General features: G+C 70.9%; 15 protein-coding genes. 3 read left to right on the forward strand and 12 right to left on the reverse strand.

Features of this window, described 5'->3' with window-relative positions; all coding sequences use genetic code 11:
• Positions 1-115: 115 nt before the first annotated feature.
• From WFH32_RS13975 to WFH32_RS14005, 7 genes are all read right to left on the reverse strand, one after another.
• Positions 116-877, reverse strand: coding sequence for a GntR family transcriptional regulator (locus tag WFH32_RS13975; RefSeq protein WP_336707930.1), 762 nt, complete (start codon positions 875-877; stop codon positions 116-118).
• A gap of 130 nt (positions 878-1,007) precedes the next feature.
• Positions 1,008-1,997: an NAD-dependent epimerase/dehydratase family protein gene (locus WFH32_RS13980; protein WP_336707931.1), complete on the reverse strand. Its 990-nt coding sequence runs from the start codon at positions 1,995-1,997 to the stop codon at positions 1,008-1,010.
• Complete coding sequence (locus WFH32_RS13985) at positions 1,994-2,794, reverse strand: sugar phosphate isomerase/epimerase family protein (protein WP_336707933.1); 801 nt, start codon at positions 2,792-2,794, stop codon at positions 1,994-1,996. The genes WFH32_RS13980 and WFH32_RS13985 overlap by 4 nt, the downstream gene beginning before the upstream one ends.
• On the reverse strand, positions 2,791-3,540 hold the full coding sequence (locus tag WFH32_RS13990) for a ThuA domain-containing protein (protein WP_336707934.1): 750 nt from the start codon (positions 3,538-3,540) through the stop codon (positions 2,791-2,793). Before WFH32_RS13990 ends, WFH32_RS13985 begins: the two co-directional genes overlap by 4 nt.
• Positions 3,537-5,195, reverse strand: coding sequence for a hypothetical protein (locus WFH32_RS13995; RefSeq protein WP_336707935.1), 1,659 nt, complete (start codon positions 5,193-5,195; stop codon positions 3,537-3,539). Before WFH32_RS13995 ends, WFH32_RS13990 begins: the two co-directional genes overlap by 4 nt.
• Positions 5,196-5,221: 26 nt before the next feature.
• The gene (locus WFH32_RS14000; protein ID WP_336707937.1) at positions 5,222-6,115 is read right to left on the reverse strand and encodes a carbohydrate ABC transporter permease; all 894 of its coding nucleotides are present in this window, start codon (positions 6,113-6,115) and stop codon (positions 5,222-5,224) included.
• Complete coding sequence (locus WFH32_RS14005; protein WP_336707939.1) at positions 6,112-6,972, reverse strand: ABC transporter permease; 861 nt, start codon at positions 6,970-6,972, stop codon at positions 6,112-6,114. Before WFH32_RS14005 ends, WFH32_RS14000 begins: the two co-directional genes overlap by 4 nt.
• A 333-nt stretch (positions 6,973-7,305) precedes the next feature.
• Here WFH32_RS14005 and WFH32_RS14010 point away from each other — a divergent pair, with 333 nt between their 5' ends.
• Positions 7,306-8,973, forward strand: coding sequence for a beta-N-acetylhexosaminidase (locus WFH32_RS14010; RefSeq protein WP_336708083.1), 1,668 nt, complete (start codon positions 7,306-7,308; stop codon positions 8,971-8,973).
• A gap of 66 nt (positions 8,974-9,039) precedes the next feature.
• Here WFH32_RS14010 and WFH32_RS14015 read toward each other — a convergent pair whose 3' ends face one another.
• Positions 9,040-9,648, reverse strand: a complete 609-nt coding sequence (locus WFH32_RS14015; protein ID WP_336707940.1) for a GNAT family N-acetyltransferase — start codon at positions 9,646-9,648, stop codon at positions 9,040-9,042.
• On the reverse strand, positions 9,645-11,417 hold the full coding sequence (locus tag WFH32_RS14020; protein ID WP_336707942.1) for a glycoside hydrolase family 9 protein: 1,773 nt from the start codon (positions 11,415-11,417) through the stop codon (positions 9,645-9,647). The genes WFH32_RS14015 and WFH32_RS14020 overlap by 4 nt, the downstream gene beginning before the upstream one ends.
• 212 nt (positions 11,418-11,629) lie before the next feature.
• Between WFH32_RS14020 and WFH32_RS14025 the strand changes: the two genes are divergently transcribed.
• Positions 11,630-13,171, forward strand: a complete 1,542-nt coding sequence (locus tag WFH32_RS14025; RefSeq protein WP_191794455.1) for an APC family permease — start codon at positions 11,630-11,632, stop codon at positions 13,169-13,171.
• A 91-nt stretch (positions 13,172-13,262) separates the two neighbouring features.
• Here the strand turns inward: WFH32_RS14025 and WFH32_RS14030 are convergent, their stop codons facing one another.
• Both WFH32_RS14030 and WFH32_RS14035 read right to left on the reverse strand, forming a co-directional pair.
• Positions 13,263-14,996 (reverse strand): M20/M25/M40 family metallo-hydrolase, encoded by a 1,734-nt coding sequence (locus WFH32_RS14030; RefSeq protein WP_336707943.1) that lies wholly within the window; start codon positions 14,994-14,996, stop codon positions 13,263-13,265.
• Positions 14,997-15,167: 171 nt separating this feature from the next.
• Positions 15,168-15,677 (reverse strand): hypothetical protein, encoded by a 510-nt coding sequence (locus WFH32_RS14035; RefSeq protein WP_191794456.1) that lies wholly within the window; start codon positions 15,675-15,677, stop codon positions 15,168-15,170.
• 97 nt (positions 15,678-15,774) lie between these two features.
• On the opposite strand from WFH32_RS14035, the gene WFH32_RS14040 reads away from it, so the two are divergent.
• A complete protein-coding gene (locus WFH32_RS14040) occupies positions 15,775-16,512 on the forward strand; it encodes an MIP/aquaporin family protein (RefSeq protein ID WP_138826684.1) in 738 nt (245 codons plus the stop codon).
• A 135-nt stretch (positions 16,513-16,647) separates the two neighbouring features.
• Here the strand turns inward: WFH32_RS14040 and WFH32_RS14045 are convergent, their stop codons facing one another.
• Entirely contained in the window at positions 16,648-17,307 is a 660-nt protein-coding gene (locus tag WFH32_RS14045) for a TetR/AcrR family transcriptional regulator (RefSeq protein ID WP_336707944.1), read from the reverse strand.
• Between the last annotated feature and the right edge of the window lie 6 nt (positions 17,308-17,313).

Consider the following 17,313-nt stretch of genomic DNA (forward strand, 5'->3'; position numbering starts at 1 on the left):
GTGGAGTGCGCGCCGCTGCGGCAGACCATGGATCGTTGGTGCCACCAGGCGGCACGGCGCACGCGTGGGACGACCGCCCCGGACGGATGCCGTCCGCGAGGGGCCCGGTAGAACGTCAGACCGGGCGGTGGCCGTTCGGCCGCGCGAACGTGGTGTGCAGGCGGTAGCGGTCACCGCGGTAGGTGATGGTCGTGATGAGCACCACGCGCCCTGCGGCGTCCTCGAGCACCTGGCGCATGACCAGGACGGGAGCCCCCTCGGTCAGGCCCAGCGGTCCGGCATGCTCCACGCTGCTCCCGCGGGCCTCGATCATCGAGTCCGCCTGAAGCGGGGTGGCCCCCCGCGCCGCGAGCTCGTCCAGGAGCGAGGCGTCGGAGAAGTCCACGCCGTCGATCCCCGGGGCGAAGGGCAGGGGCACACGGGAGTCGTCGATCCCGATGGGCACGCCGTCCAGGAGCCTGACCCGGACGAGGTGGAAGACCTCCGTGCCCGCGACGACCCCGAACTCCTCGGACTCGTCGAGCGAGGCCTGGCGAACCTCCGCCCGAAGGACGACGGACGTGGGCTCGAGACCCTTGCGGTGAGCCGTCTCCGTGAAGGACTCGAGGGTGTTGGGCCACTCGGGTTCCGCCTGGGGCTGGGCCACATACCAGCCGCGACCGTGCGACGACCGCAGCGCCCCCTCCTCGACGAGCTGCTGGAGCGCCTTGCGGAGCGTGACACGGCTGACGCCGAGCTGCAGGCAGAGCTCGCGCTCGGCAGGGAGGCGACGACCAGGAGGCAGATCACCGTCGGTGATCTGTGCACGGATGATGTTGGCCGCCTGCACCCACAGTGGATCCGGGTCGTCCGTCGCCGACACCGTCGACCGCACCATGTTCCTAGCCCCTCGTGTCTGGATCGTCAACCGTCGAACCTCTCCGTGAATATAGCCGCAAACCACCTGAACACCCCGCCGGGACCTGCCGGGTCGCGTCGGGCTCCACCGCCACCCCGCCGTGGGACCACTACCGGGACCGCGCCCCGACCAGCTCGTCGAAGGCTCCGTCCAGCGAGGCGTCGACCGTGCGGCGCGACGCCTCGGCGTCGAACCAGGCCACGGTCTCCCGCATGCCACGCGTGACGTCGTAGAGCTCGCGGAAGCCCGGGACGAGCTGCTCGAGGCGGGAACGGTCGTAGACCACCGTGTGCCGGAAGTCCTCCTGGAGCACGACCCCCATCCAGTCGACGACCCGGCCCACGTCCTCGCTCGACCGGTGGACGAGCGTCGGGCGCACCCCGGCCGCCCGACCGACAGCCTCGTGGATCCCGTCCCAGGTGACGAGCTCGCTCGACGTGATGTGGACGGCCTCGCCCACGGCGTGCGGGTTGCCCAGGAGCGGGACGAACGCGCGGGCGAAGTCGGCGGCGTGCATGACGTTCCACAGCGAGGTGCCGTCTCCGTGGACGACGACGGGCTTCCCCTGCCGCATGCGTTCGACCGCGGTCCAGCCGGCGAGCAGCGGGAGGGTCGTGCGGTCGTAGACGTGCGAGGGGCGCACGACCGTCACGGGGAACCCCGTGCGGTGAGCGGCCTCCAGGTGGGCCTCGGCGGCGATCTTCCCGGCCGGGTACTCGAACCGGGGAGCGCTGCGTGCGGCGGACTCGCGGATCGGCAGGACCGCCGCCGGGTGCTCGTACACCGAGCACGTCGAGACGAAGACGTACTGGTCGGTCCGCCCCGAGAACACGTCGACGTCGGTCGCGACGTCGGCGGCGCTGTAGCCGATGAAGCTCGCCACGGAGTCGAAGCGCTCCTCGCCCAGCACCGCGCGGAGGGCATCGGCGTCCCGGGCGTCGGCCACGAGCGCCCGCACGCCCGCGGGCACCGCGCGGGCGGTCGACAGGCCGCGGTTGACGACGGTCACGTCGTGCCCGGCGGCGACGGCCTCGCGCACGCACGCCGAGCTGATGACGCCGGTTCCTCCGAGGAAGAGGAGTCGGAGAGGGACGGTCACAGGTCCTCCTTGCTGTGGGGGCGAGCGGCCGGCCCGGCGCCGGCGCGCCCGTGGGCCAGCGCGCGCCGGGTCAGGTGGTCGGCGGATCTCGCGAGCGCCTCGAACATGTCGCCCGCCGTCCGGTCCAGCTCGACGATGCACCAGTCGAGCGCCGAGCACGCCCGCACCGCGGCACCGACGTCGAGCGTCCCGTCGCCGAGGGCGACCATCTGGTCGGACATGCCGCGGGCGGGCCCGTCCTTCGCGTGGAGCAGACGCACCCGGGGCCCCAGGCGCGCGGCGACCGCCGCGGGGTCGAGCCCCGCGACCGCGACCCAGTACATGTCGAGCTCGATCACGACCGAGGGGTCGAGCGCGGCGAGGAGAGCGTCGTACGCGAGCTCGCCGTCGTACGAGGCCGTGAACTCCGCGAAATGGTTGTGGTACGCGATGGTCATGCCTCGGCGAGCGGCCCGCCGTGCGCCGTCGTTCACGCGCTCGAGACCTCGCAGCATGGTGTCCCGTGTCGCGAGCTCCTCGGGCTCGAGACTCCACACGAGCGTGTCGACCCCCAGCTCCTCGTACGTGTCGAGAGTTCGTTCGCCGTCGTCTCCGGCCGGGAACGGCGCGTGCGCGGAACAGATCTCCAGCCCGAACCCGTCGGTGAGCGAGCGGAACTGAGCGGGGCTGCGCCCGTACAGGGAGATGGGCTCGACCGCGGCGAACCCGATCTCGGCGACACGTCCGAGCACCCCCGGGAGGTCGCGACCCGCCAGCGTGTGGACGGACCACAGCTGGACCGCGAGAGGCGCGCTCATGCCCGGGCTCCGCCGTCGGGCCCGATGAAACGACCGTTCCCCAGGGGGAACCGCGTGGACCACGACGCGACGGCGTCGAGGTCGACGCCGCCCGCCCACAGGACCGCCTGCCTCACGACCTGGCGGAAGTGCGGGCTGCCCCACGCGCGCATGTCGTGGCCCAGGGCCACGTAGACCACGCGCCCCTGGCCGTGCTCACGGACGTAGACGATCGGCTGGGTACCGCCGTCCGGGGTCGCGCGGTCGGCGAGGACCGTGACGTCGTCCCGGCACTCGATCACGTAGTACTCGTCCTCGATCACGAAGTCCGTCATGTGCGAGGTGACCGGGTGGTCGCCTCGCAGTCGGACCGTGTAGGTCCCTTCCGAGCCGTCGTCCCCGTGGGACACGTACCGCGAGCCGACGAGCTCGTGGGCGACCCGGTCAGCGTCGAGCCCTCCCTGCTCGAACCCGAAGAGGTTCGACGAGTGCAGGACCACGAGGCCCTTGCCTGCGGCCACCGCGGCCGAGAGCGCCGCCTGCTGCTCGGGCGCGAGGTGCGTGCTCGAGCGGTAGAGGACGTAGACGTCGGCCTCGGCCGTGACCGGCATCGGGTCGACGAAGCGGTCCACGCCCACCGCACGGTCGGCGACCACCCCGCCCTCCAGGACGACGTCCCGGAGGGCGGACGCGGCACCGAGCAGGTCGTGGTGGAGGTCGGTGCCGTCCACCACGACCAGCGCGCGCAGGGGCTGCGTCAACCTCACGCCGCGTCCTCGGCGTACTCGGCGGCGATCTTGTCGCCACCGTTCTTCTTCCACTTCGCCACGGCCGCCTCCAGGCTGCTCGCCGGCTGGCGGCCGAGGAAGACCGCGGTGATCGCGTCCGTCATGCCCTGCTCGAGCGACGACCCCTTGGAGTTGTGCACCGTGGAGTAGAGGTGCTGCGCGGGGTTGTCGGTGAGGTAGGGGATCACGGAGCTCTGCCACGCGTGGATCGCCGCGTCGACGCCCGGGGCACCCTGCGGGTCGCACAGGACCTGTGCCCCGCCGGCGATGTACGCGAACCCGAGGTCCTGCTCACGCTGCCCACGCTCGGTGAGGATCGGGACACCGTCCTGCAACGTGTAGTTCTCGCCCTCCTTGCCGTAGGCCTGGACGAAGGACTCCTTCGACCCGAACGGGGCGGCGAGCCAGTTCATGACGCGCAGGAAGCGGTCGATCTCGGCAGCGTCGTCGGTCTTCTTGAGCATCGTGATGGCGTACGCGCCGCCACCGGTCCAGTACGTCGGGTTGCCGCCGTCGGCACCGAACGACCCCATCATGCCGAAGGTCAGCTCGCGGTCCTCGGCGATGATGCCGAACGCCCGGTTGCCGTCGTAGGTCATGGCCAGCCGCGAGGACCGGAAGAGGGAGTCGCGCTGCGTCTTGTCCATCGTGGCCGTGTCGGGGTGGAAGTACCCGTCCTTGTACAGCGTGGCCATCTGCTCGATCGCCGGCACGAAGCCCGCGTGCTCGTAGTGCGACGTGAAGCTGCCGTCGGAGTTCTTCTGCCACTTGTTGGGCAGGCCGTTCATCTGGAGCATGAAGTCGGTGATCGGCGACGCGAGGGCGTAGACGCCGGCCTTGGCGTTCGTGACCGCCTTGAGCGTCTCGACCAGCTCCGCGTAGTCCTTCGGGTGCTCGCTGACCCCGGCCGCCTGGAACAGGTCCGTCTTCGTGTACATCTGCCCGCCGAACACGGGGTCCGACTTGGGCACGCCGTAGATGCGGCCGCCGAGCACGCCGTTGCGCCACGCGTACTCCTGGATCCCGGCGAGGTTGGGGTACTTGAGGACCGCGTCGCCCGACAGGTGGTCGGAGAGGTCGGTGAACTGCGTGCGCGCCAGCTCCGGCAGGCGGGACACGTTCATGCTGACGGGGACCGAGACCACGTCCGGAAGATCGTCCCCGGCCACCATGGCGGGGAACTTCGTCGGGAAGTCCGCGAACGGCACCAGGACCGGCTTGATGTTCAGGTTCAGCTCCTCGTTGAGAGCCTGCCAGTACGCGTTCTCCTGGACGGGAGGGGCCGGCTGGCCGTAGGTCATCACCAGGAACTCGAAGTCGCTCCCGTCACCGACCGTCTCCGAGACCGTGCGCGGCCCGTCGAGCGGGAACGCGTCGTAGACGTCCATGACGCCCTTCGCGGTGCCGGTGAGCGTCGGGGTCGGCTTGAGGGGCTCCAGGTAGGTGGGCAGCGCCACGGCCGGGCCGCCCGCCGCACCTGCGGCAGATCCCGACCCGCCCCCGGCCGCGCACGCGGAGAGCAGCGAACCGCCGAAGGCCGCCGCCGCGAGCCCGAACAGCGAGCCCTTGAGGACCGTGCGGCGGGAGACCCCCGTCGTCTCGAGGCCGAATGAGGAACCACGGTGTTGCGTCATCGTCTCTATCTCCTTGATCTGGCTGCTCAGCCCTTGACGGCGCCGGTGAGCATGCCCTTGGACATGTGCTTGGTGAGGAACGGGTAGGCGCAGAGGATCGGCAGGGTCGCGATCACGACCAGGGCCATCTGGATCGCCTGCTGGGGCGGCATGACGGCCCCGGGGAGGTGCTGCGCGGTGCTGGTGACGTTGTTCTGGAGCACGAACGAGCGCATGAGGAGTTGAAGGGGCCACATGCTGGAGTCGTTCAGGTACAGCAGGGGGCTGAAGTAGTTGTTCCAGTAGCCGACGGCGAGGAACAGCCCGACGACCGCGATGACGGCTCGCGACAGGGGCATGACGATCGACCACAGGACGCGCCACTCGCTCGCACCGTCGATCCTCGCCGCGTCGAAGAGCTCCCCGGGGATCCCCTGGATGAAGCCCCGCACGATGACCACGTTGAACGCGCTCACCGCGCCCGGGATGATCAGCGCCCAGTACGTGTTGAGCATCCCGAGGTTCTTGACCATGAGGTAGACGGGGATCATGCCCGGGCCGAACAGCAGCGTGATGAGCACGAACGCCAGCAGGCCGCGCTGGAAGAGCGAGCCGCGTCGACTGAGCCCGTACGCGGCGAGCACGGTGCAGAACAGGCTGAAAGCCGTCCCCACGGCGGTGATGCCGATGCTGATGACGATCGAGCGTGTCACCTGGGTGCCGTCGAAGATCTGGCGATAGGCGTCGAGCGAGAAGCTCGCCGGCCAGATCACGTAGCCGCCGTTCGCGTCGATGTCGGCCTGGGTCGCGAGGCTAGTGGAGACCACGACGAGGAATGGGAAGAGGACGAGCGCGCACAGGAGCGCGAGACCGAGCCCTCGCACGATCGACGTTCCGAGGCGTGGCTTGCCCTGCCACGCGGGGCGCTGGACGGTGCTCATCGCTGGTAGACCCCTTCTTCACCGAGCTTGTGCGCGAGCTTGTTCGCGGCGAGGACGAGGGCGAGGCTGATGATCCCCTTGAGCAGCCCGGCGGCCGTGGCCGTCCCCCAGCTCCCGTCGACGACGCCGTTGTAGTAGACGTAGGTGTCGAGCACCTCGGCGGCCGCAGGGCCGACCGCGTCGCGCTGGAGCAGGATCTGCTCGAACCCGACGGTCAACGAGTCACCGAGCCGCAGGATGAGCATCAGGACGATGATCGGTCGCATCCCCGGGAGGGTGACGTGCCAGAAGCGCTTCCAGGGGCCCGCACCGTCGAGCGCCGCGGCCTCGTAGAGATGACCGTCGATCGCTGCGATCGCGGCGAGGAAGATGATGGTCCCCCAGCCGGCGTCCTTCCAGATGCCCTGCACCGTCAGCAGGAGCTTGAAGGTGTCCGGGTTCGACATGATGTCGATCGGTGTGAGCCCGTGGGTGATGAGGAAGCGGTTGAGCACCCCGGCGCCACCGAAGATCTGCTGGAACAACGCGACGATGATGACCCACGACAGGAAGTGAGGCAGGTAGATCACCGACTGGGTGAAGCGCTGGATCGTGGGCCGCACGACCGAGTTGAGGAAGACGGCCAGGATGATCGGCACCGGGAAGAACAGCACGAGCTGGAGGGCAGTGATCTGCAGGGTGTTCGACAGCGCGCTCCAGAACGCCGAGTCGGAGAAGAGCGTCGTGAAGTTGTCGAACCCGACCCACTCGGAGCCGGAGAAGCCCAGGAAGGGCACGTAGTCCATGAACGCGATGACGTTCCCGAGGAGCGGGACGTACGTGAAGAGCAGCAGCACGAGTGCCGCCGGCGCCACCATGACGAGCAGCGGGTAGTCCCGGCGCAGCCGGGTGACGAAGGCGACGTGCCTGGCGGGTGGTGTTCGCCCGGTCGACGGCTCGTGGGTCCGTCTCGCCTCCGTCCGCGCAGGTGCTTGGTCAAGTGCCACGCTGACCCTCTCTCTCCTGTCGCCCTCCGGGCTGCTCCACTGCAAACCAGATAAGACCACTAGTTGCCAGGAACATACCACTGAGTCCAAGAGAGTGACAAGATCGCCGATTCGCGGGAAGGTTGTCCCATGTTGTCTTATACGAATCCGTGCTCGGCGGCCGATGAAGGTCTCGCCGACGACATGCCCCGGGGACCCTACGACATGCTCCTCCCGCGGCCGAAACATGCAGGTCAGCGACCCGGACGACTCGACCTGAGGACCGGGTTCGCGGTCCTCGTCGAACCGCTCCCCGGAGCTGAGGGCCTCCCGGACGGCGCTCTCGCCCACGCGGAGCGGTCCGTGCTCCGGGCCGTCGCGCGCCTCGGGCTCCTCGCGGGACGCCTGCGCGACGACGCGTACCCCGTGCCGCTCCGGGTCCGGGTGGGGCGGAGGGCGGACGACCCGACCGGCACGGCCCACACGCTCGACGTGACCCCGGAGGGCATCACGATCGAGGCGACCGACCTCGAGTCGGTCTCGCACGCCCTGACCACCCTTGCCCAGCTCCTGCCCCCGTCGGCACTGCGCGCCGCAGGCCTTGGCGTACCGGGCCCGCCCGACGCGGTCCTCGACGTCCCGTGCGGGCGGGTGGAGGACTCCCCCCGGTACCCGTGGCGGGGAGGCATGCTCGACGTCGTGCGGCACTTTGCCCCGAAGCGCACGATCCTGCGGTACATCGACCTGCTGGCAGCCCACCGCTTCAACCGGCTGCACCTGCACCTGACCGACGACCAGGGGTGGCGGATCGCCAGCGAGCGGTTCCCCCGCCTGGCAGAGGTGGGGGGCTGGCGCCCCTCGACCCGTCTCGGTCCTGACGGCGAGCACGACCGCACGCCCCACGGCGGCAGCTACTCGTTGGCCGACCTGCGGGAGATCGCACACTACGGCCGTGAGCGCGGTGTCGTGGTCGTGCCCGAGATCGACGTGCCCGGCCACACGTCGGCGCTGCGCGCGGCATACCCGGAGCTCGGTCGGCCCGGGGTCGACCACGCCGTCCAGGACACCGTCTGGGCCGGTGGCTCGTCGGTGAGCCCGACCCGCCAGGTCGTCGCATTCCTCACCGAGGTGCTCGACGAGCTCTGCGACGCCATGCAGGTCCCGTACGTCCACCTCGGGGGCGACGAGTGCGACATGTCGTGGTGGGCTCAGGACCCCGCGATCTCCGAGGAGATGGCGGAGCACGGATACTCCGAGTCCGCCCAGATGCACGCGCACCTGCTGCGCGCGCTCGCGTCACACCTCGCCGCCCGGGGGGTGCGGGCGGTCGTGTGGGACGAGGGGCTCGTGACGGGCGGGGTGCTCGAGGACACGATCATCATGGCCTGGCGCGGTGAGCGGGCGTCCTCCCGTGCCGCCGAGACCCACGACGTGGTGCGCTCACCCCTGTTCCCGACCTACTTCAACTTCGACCAGTCGGACGACCCGCGCGAGCCTCGCTCGGAGGGCGGTGCGATCACGCTCGACGACGTCTCGGCCTTCGCCCCGGCCCCCGCCGGCTGGACCGACACGCAGCGCAGCCACGTCCTGGGCGGGCAGTTCCAGGTCTGGAGCGAGTGGGTCCCGGACGAGCGACGGATCGACTACCTCGCGTTCCCCCGCGCGTGCGCCCTCGCCGAGGTGCTGTGGTCAGGAGGGATCGAGGACCGTCCGGCCTTCCACGCCCGGCTGCAGCACCACCTGGCTCGGCTGGACGCGCTGGGCGTCGAGTACCGGCCGCTCGACGGCCCCCGGCCCTGGCAGCAGGGCGGTGAAGGGGTGTGGAAGCGGACGTCGACGGACACGATCGGCGCCACCCGGACCTGGGTCGAGTCGGTCGCAGACGCCCCCTGAGCCCCGTCGGGGGGGGGGGGGGGGGGGGGGGGGGCGGGGGCCCCGTCGCCCCCGGCCCCGCGCCGCTCATCGCAGGTCCATGACCATGGTCGAGCCCCAGTCCTCGTCCCTGGCCGACACGAACCCGACGCGCTCGTAGAAGGCGCGCGCACCAGGGTTGCCCGACCCCACCCCCAGGTGCAGCCCGGGCACCCCGCGGTCCCGGAGCCGCGCCACGAGCTCGGCGATCAGGCGGCGCCCGACCCCCGACCCCTGGATGCGGGGCAGCAGGTCGACGTGCAGGTGGGCGGGGTACCTCTCGTAGAGCTCGTCGGGCGTGACCAGGACGTCGTGGAGGTGCGCGACACGCTCCCAGTCGTGCGTCCCGTCGCGGGGGTCCACGGCCAGGCTCCGCGGGTACTGCGTGCGGAGGGCGGGCCACCACACGGCCTCGAGCCACTCCTCGAACGCGAGCGTGTCCGCGGTGCCCACGACGTAGCCTCCGAGGCCGTGCTCGTCGACGTGGACGATCGTCAGCCCCGGGTCGGCCACCGGATAGGGCCCCGCATAGACGTGCCCGAGCAGGTGCGGGTTGGTGTACAGGTCCGTGGCGTCCCGTCCCGAGTCGCCGGTCCGCAGGCACACGTCGTACATCCCGGGCAGGTCGAACGGCTCGAACGTCCTCAGCCCGCTCACCGGACCGCGCTCACGGCGAGCAGGAACCAGCCCGTGTGGGGGATCCACTGCTCGGCCCACCGCCAGGAGTCCCCGCCCTCGGCGGGGCCCTGGGGCATGAAAGCGACGTCCTGCTCGTCGTCGAACCCGCTCGTGATGCCGTTGAGGATGCCACCGGGCACGTTCTGGAACGCCGTGGAGTACTCGACGTTGTTCGATCCCCTGCCCTGGAGCATCGACGCGTCGAACGGGTTCAGGCCGGTGACCCAGTGGACCTGGTCGTCAGCGAGGCGCAGGAGCCGTGCACGGGCGTCGGGCGGGCACTCGTCGAGCTCGGCGCACCGGACGGCCGCGTAGGCGACCGAGCAGATGTTGGCGTTCTCGCCCTGCCACCAGTACCCGGTCTCGTTGGCGTGCGGGTAGAAGAACGCGGTGCGTGGTCCCTCGCCGTCGGGCTGTACGTACTGGCGTAGGTAGCCGAACGGGTTCGGGACGTCGTCGACCCTGCTCGCGGTCGCGAGCGCCAGCGCGAGGGCCGTGCGCCGGGCGAGCGCCGCCAGGGTGACGTCATCCCCCGCACCGGCCTCGGCGAACCGCAGCAGGGCGACCTGGGGCAGCCCGGTCTCGGCGGCGTGGAAGTACGGGCGCCCGAGCACGTCGCCCTCCAGGAAGCCGATCCCGTCCGGGTCGGTGCGGTACCGGTCGCAGAGCGACGTGGCGCGGCGACGCGCGGCGGCCTCGGCTCGTCGGAGGACCCCGTCGTCCGCCGGGAGCCCTGCGGGGTCGCGGAGGGCGACGACCAGCTCGGACGCCGCGAGGAGGGCGCAGTAGTCGTCGATCACGGACTCCTCGCCGTCGAACAGGTAGTCGCGGTTGCGGGACTCCAGGTGCTCGAACCCGCGGACGGCCGCGGCCAGGTAGTCGGCGCGGGTCAGCTCGCCGTCGTCGTCGAGCGTCGAGGCGCGCGCGAGCGCGGCGATCGCGAGGCCGCCCCCGTGCCGGTACGCGGCCTGCCACCGCTGCGTACGCACCGAGTCCTGGAGAGGTGCCGTGATCACGCGCTCCTGCAGGTCCTTCGTGAGCGCGTCGAAGATGCCGGTGTAGAAGTAGCCCTCAGGAGCCTGGAAACGGACCAGGAAGTCGGCCCCGAACAGCGCCTCGTCCCGGAGCCGGTTCCCCTGTCCCTTCCAGAGGTCCGGGTGCCGGTGCTCGAGCTCGTCGCGGGCCGACATCAGCGCCCACGCGCACAACGGGATCTGTTGGGGGCTCATCATGCGCGTGTAGGTCAGGTGGCTGAGGAACTTGGAGAAGTCTCCCGACGCGTCGAGCCAGCCGCCCCTCGCGTCGACCTCGCGGCCCGAGTCGTCGCCGTAGAACCGCGCGTGACGGTCCTTGCGGTCGATCTCGCCCGAGGAACGGACCGCGCGAAAGTACGAGGCCACGTCCGACACGGTCGAGTACTGGAGACGGTGCTCGCCCACGATCACGTCGCACGAGGCGTGCACCTTGCCCGACGCGACGACCTCGACCCGGTAGGTCCCGGACGCGAGGTGATCAGGCAGGTCGATGCGGCGGTAGGTGCCCGTGGTCCAGCCGTCGACCTGCGTCTCCGGTCCGACGGCGAGGTCCACCTCTCGGGTCGGGCCGTCCGAGTCCGAGGCGTCCACGCGCACGAGGCGCGCGGACGTGACGTCGACGGGGACGGGGGTGGCGACCACGGCCTTCTTCGTCCCGTCCGTGGCGTAGCCGAGGTGGTTCACGAGGACCGTGACCGGCGCGGTGAGCCTCATGCGTCCACCTGCTTCGTCACGCCCTGCCGGGGACGGCCGTTCGTCGCTGTCATCGCTCTCCACCGTTCGTCGCATCCGTACCACTAGATACCAGAAGATACATCACAAGACACCGTGGGCGGTGCCTTCCGGAGAGCGGCGCGACCGGCGGCCAGGGGTGCCGCCTCTCCGTCCGCCGCGCGTGATGCGAGCCCTGCGGACAGACTGGAGCGATGGCCAGAGGTGTTCTACGACTCAAGTCCGTCGAGGAGTCGCTCGCGTCGCTCGACGACCCCGAGCGCTCCCTCAAGCGCGATCTCAACGCCTGGGACCTCGCGGTCATGGGGGTCGCGGTCGCGGTCGGGGCAGGCATCTTCTCGGTCGGCGCGACCGCCGCCGCGAACTTCGCCGGGCCGTCGGTCATCATCTCGTTCGTCATCGCCTCGATCGTGTGCGCCCTCGCCGTCATGTGCTACGCCGAGTTCGCCTCGGCGCTGCCGGTCGCGGGCTCGGCCTACACGTTCTCCTACGCGACGATGGGCGAGCTCGTCGCGTGGATCATCGGCTGGGACCTGATCCTGGAGATGCTGCTCGCGGCGGCCGTGATCGCGAAGTTCTGGGGCATCTACCTCGCGGACGCGTTCGCGCTTTTCGGCATCGACCTGCCGCTGAGCATCCCGATCGGACCCGTGGACCTCGAGTGGGGGCCCGTCTTCATCGTCGGGGTCTTCACGACGCTCCTCGCGATCGGGACCAAGCTCAGCAGCCGCATCAACAGCGTGTTCACCATCATCAAGGTCGCGATCACGCTGTTCGTGATCGTCGTGGGCTTCTTCTACGTCAAGGCCGAGAACTACACGCCGTTCATCCCGCCGTCGCAGCCCGCCCCCGAGAAGACGGCTCTCGAGCAGCCGTTGTTCGCCTTCCTCACGGGCCTCGAACCGACGACGTACGGCGTCATGGGCCTGCTCGCGGGCGCGGCGCTCGTGTTCTTCGCGTTCATCGGGTTCGACGTCGTCGCGACCACGGCCGAGGAGGCCAAGAACCCGCAGAAGACCATCCCGAAGGGCATCCTCAGCGGCCTCGCGGTCGTCACGGTCCTGTACATCCTGGTGACGCTCGTCGTCACGGGCATGGTCCCGTACACCGACCTCGCCGCCTCCGAGGACCCGTCGCTCACGACGGCCTTCATCCTGGTGGGCGCGGACTGGGCCGGGCGCGTCATCTCGGTCGGCATCCTGGTCGGCCTGACGACCGTCATCATGGTGCTGCTCCTGGGCCTCACGCGCGTCATGTTCTCGATGAGCCGCGACGGCCTGCTGCCGCGCGGCGTCTCCAGGACCTCGCACCGGTTCCACACCCCGGTCCGTCTCCAGGTGGGGACCGGCATCGTGGTCGCCCTCATCGCGGGCCTCGCGCAGGTCGAGCTGCTCGAGGAGATGATCAACATCGGGACGCTGTCGGCGTTCGTGCTCGTGAGCTTCGGCATCCCGATCCTGCGCCGCACACGTCCCGACATCGAGCGCGGCTTCCGCGTCCCCTGGTCCCCCGTGCTGCCCGTCTTCTCGGGCGTCGCGTGCCTGTGGCTCATGACGAACCTGACGACGCTCACGTGGCTGCGGTTCCTCGTGTGGGTCGTGATCGGGCTCGTGCTCTACGCGTCGTTCGGGTACCGCAACAGCCTGCTCTCGAAGCGCAACGTGGCGGCGCGCGAGGCGGAGGCCGCGGCAGCAGGCCCGCCGGGTTCGCCGGGCGACCCGGCCCCACCCGCCTGACCTTCCCGTACCCGACGGCGCCCCCTCCTCCGGCGAGAGTCTCACCGGAGGAGGGGGCGCCGTCGGGCATGACGCCGATCTCACGGCCAGGTCAGCAGGTGAGCGCCGCGTAGTCGAGCGTGTAGGTCTCCTGCGACCCCGCGTCGTCCCACGCCCTGACGGTCACGCTGCCCGCCGCGAGCGACCCGGACCGCGCGCTGAACGACTGGTGCGCGATCTTGTCCGGGTTGACGTGGTTGAAGGTCTTCTCGCCGAACGGCGTCGTGAAGCGGACGTCGAGCGGACGGTCCTCGCCGTTCGTCGCGACGACCGAGAGCGACGCCACCTTGCCCGTGCAGCGGGCGGTCGCCGTGAGCCCCGTGAGCTCCGGGTCGACGGGCGAGACCACGCCGTTGATCGCCGACGTGTCCGCCGCGAGCGACGCCGTGGCGTGCGCGATCGCCTTGGACGTGATGTCGAGCGCGACCGGGTCGACGTTGTCGATGTCGTCGTTCGCCGAGTGGTAGTTCGGGTCCTGCCAGATCCCCGCCGTGCCGCCGAACAGCGCGACCTCGGCCTCGGTCTTGACGTCGTCGGCACCCGTGAACAGGCCCGACGCCGGGACGCCGTTCGCGATGAACGCCTGGTAGTCCGAGCGGCCCGAGAACTCCGAGTCGACCCACGCCTGCCCGATCCCGTCGAAGTAGTCCGTGAAGACGTCCTCGGTCTCGGGCGAGCCCGGCGGCACCTCGACCGGCGCCGGGTACGTCGACTCGTCGGCGTCGTAGACCCCGATCACGTAGTTCGGCGAGCCCACCATGTCGAAGTTCAGGTACGTCGCGATCTGGTCGAGCGCGGCCGGGTCGTTCGCGACGAGGTCGTCGACGTAGTGCGTCGAGCCCAGCAGCCCCACCTCCTCGGCGCCCCACCATGCGAAGCGCACCTGGTTGTCGAGCGGGCCGCCGTGCTCCGCGAGCTGGACCGCGGTCTCGAGGATCGCGGCCGACCCCGACCCGTTGTCGTTGATGCCCGGACCCTCCGGCACCCCGTCGAGGTGCGCGCCGATCATGACGACGTTGTCAGCTCGGCCCGTGCTCGTCTCCGCGATGACGTTGAACGTCGTGTGCGAGACGGTCGAGGTCTGGAGCACGTACGTCGCGCTCGTCTGGCCGCCTGCGACCCCGGCGATGATCGCCTGGCCGTCGGCCTGCGTGATGCCGACCGTGGGCACCCACGCGTCGCTGGGCGCACCGAGCGTCGGGCTGATGGGGCCCGCCGTGTTGTTGTAGATGATGACTGCCGCCGCCCCCGCGGCGGCGGCGTGCTCGACCTTGAGCGAGAAGTTGCAGGCCCCTCGGCTGACCAGGGCGACGCCGCCCGTGGCCGCGACCCCGGCCCACGCGTCGGCCGTGCAGCCCTGCTTGAGGGCGTCGGCCGGCTGGACCACAGGGCCCGTGACGCCTTCCGGCGGGGTGTCGGGCGCGAACTCCGCGGGGAAGACGCTCTGCGTGACCGCGACCCCGCCGGCCGTGAGCGACAGCTCGTCGGTCACGAGGTCCTCGAACGTGAAGTACTGGCGCTCGGGCGTGTACCCGGCGTCGGTCAGGACCTGCTCGACGTACGCGGCGCTCGCCTCGTACCCCGGGGTCTCCAGCGCGCGGTTGCCGCCGTTGGCGTCCGCGATGGCCTGGAACTGCTCGAGGTGCTCCATGACGGCGGCGCCCGTGACGTGGTCCTCGAGCGGGGCGGGTGGTGCCGGCGGCGCAGCGGCGGCCGGCGGGACGAACACCGCGGCGAGCCCCAGGCTCAGCGCGGCGACGGACGGGACGATCGGACGTGTTCTCACACTCGTTCTCCTCCACTGGTCTCCCAGCAGCAGACCGCACACTCGACGCGACGCTGCGGGAGTTCGGTTGTCGCGAGCGTACGGGCAAGGTGCGGGACACGACACAGGAACGGCGGCCCGCCGAGGGTGACGAGCTGACCAACCGAGGGTGACGGCGACACCCGCCCAGGACTACGGGACCGTCCCGACCCCGTCCAGCGGGGTGATGAGCGCCCACCCCTCGCCGGACCCGGGGAGCTGGAACGACTCGGCGTCCTTGAGGTACAGGCGCACCTCGCCGTCGACGTCGAGCGGGTCGCCCTCGGGGTACCCCTCGCCCGAGCACGTCGGGGGCGTCGAGACGACCTCCAGGCGTTCGCCCGGCTCCGCATCTCCCTTCGTGACCGACCCGACGTCGACCGACCACACGTTCGCCTCGGCACCGAACATCGAGCGGGTCCCGGCCTGCTCGACGACGGTCGCGTCGACCACGAGGTCGGCCTGCTCGGTCCGGGCCGCGTCGTCCGGGAAGGACGCCCAGCTCACGCACGTCTCGCTCCCGGTCCCGGCCACGCAGGCAGCGAGCAGCACGGTCAGCACCCCCGCCGCGGCGACCACGACCAGCGGTGCGACGACAGACCGCGGCGAGCGACGCCGTCGGGCCTGCCGTGTCCCGGGACCTGCCTGAGCCTCATGCTCCATGACGGGCAGTGTCCCCGATCCCCCGGGATCGCGCGAGGCCCCGTCTCGCGGGGTGTCGCACCGCCCGCCCGCAGCCCACCCCTGGCAGGGTGTGCGCATGGATCCGGACTACTCCCTGGCGGTGCGTGCCGCGTGCGAGTTCATCGGCACGGCGATACTCATCATCATCGGCAACGGCACGGTCGCGAACGTGCACCTCAAGGGGTCCAAGGGGTACGGCGGCGGCTGGAGCCTCATCGCGATGGGCTACGGGTTCGGCGTCATGATCCCGGCGCTGATGTTCGGCGGGATCAGCGGCAACCACATCAACCCGGCGTTCACGATCGGGCTCGCGACGTGGGGCCTGTTCCCCTGGGCCGACGTCGCGCCGTACGTCGTCGCGCAGATGCTCGGGGCCATGGCGGGGCAGCTCGCGATCGTCGCGACCCACAAGCCGTACTACGACCGCACCGAGAACGTCGACGACGTGCTCGCGACCTTCTCGACCGTCAACGCCGCGCACAGCCGCGTCAACGGGTTCGCGAACGAGCTGCTGGGCTCGGTCATCCTGTTCTCGTGCGCCCTGGCGATCGTCAACTCGCCGCTGACCACGACCGAGCCCGGGCTCGCGCACATGGCCCTCGGCTTCCTCGTGTGGGCGCTCGTCGCGGGGCTCGGCGGACCGACGGGTCCCGCGCTCAACCCGGCCCGTGACCTCGGGCCGCGCATCGTGCACGCGCTCCTGCCCCTCAAGCACAAGGGCCCCTCCGACTGGGGCTACGCGTGGGTGCCCGTCGTCGCGCCGCTGCTCGCGGGGCTCATCGGGGTGGGCTGCTGGAAGCTGCTCCTGGGCTGAGCCGCCCAGGGCCCGACGGCGGAGCGAGCGTTGCGCCATCACGTCACCCTCGACAGGCGCGTGCGTCGCCCTCGGCGGGCACGGGCGTCACCCTCGGCAGAGCGGCGCGTCGCCCTCGGCGGGCGCGGACCGCCCTCAGAGTCCCGCGACCAGCTCCAGCACCGCGGCGAGCACCTCGTCGAACTCGCGCTCGGGCTGGAACACGAGCCACTCGAGCCCCGCGACGAGCGTGGCCCCGAACACCGACGCCGCGAGCAGCGACACGTCCGCCCCGGGGCGTTCCTCGCGCAGCGCGGCCGCGTAGAACTCGATGACGCGCGCACGGATGTGCCCGACGGTCTCCTGCCACTCGCGCCCTACCCGGAAGACCTCGGCCGCGAGGAGCTTCGCGAAGTCGGGGTGGGCACTGATCTGCTCGAGCAGCGACGCGATGAGCGCCGCGAGCGCCTCCTTGCCCTGCAGCCCTGCGCGGGCCTCGGAGAGCGTGAGGGTCAGGCGTTCGAGCCCGCCCGCGAGCGCGGCCTCGAACACGTCCGACTTGGACCCGAAGTTGTAGTAGACGCTGCCCTTGGCCACGCCCGCGGCGGCCGCGATGTCCTCGACCGACGTGGCGGTGAAGCCCTGGTCGGCGATGAGGCTCACGGCCGCGTCGATGATCTGCTGCCGGGTCCCGGCGCGGCGGGCCGCGAAGGCCTGCTCGCGCCGGCTCCCGGTGGCCTCCGCGGTGGCGCCGGGCTCAAGGGGCCCGACGGCGCCCGGTCCGTCCGCCGTCGGGTCCGCCTTGGTCGTCGTCATCGTTCG

The organism is Oerskovia sp. USHLN155, assembly GCF_037145535.1.
GTDB classification, from domain to species: Bacteria; Actinomycetota; Actinomycetes; order Actinomycetales; family Cellulomonadaceae; genus Oerskovia; species Oerskovia rustica.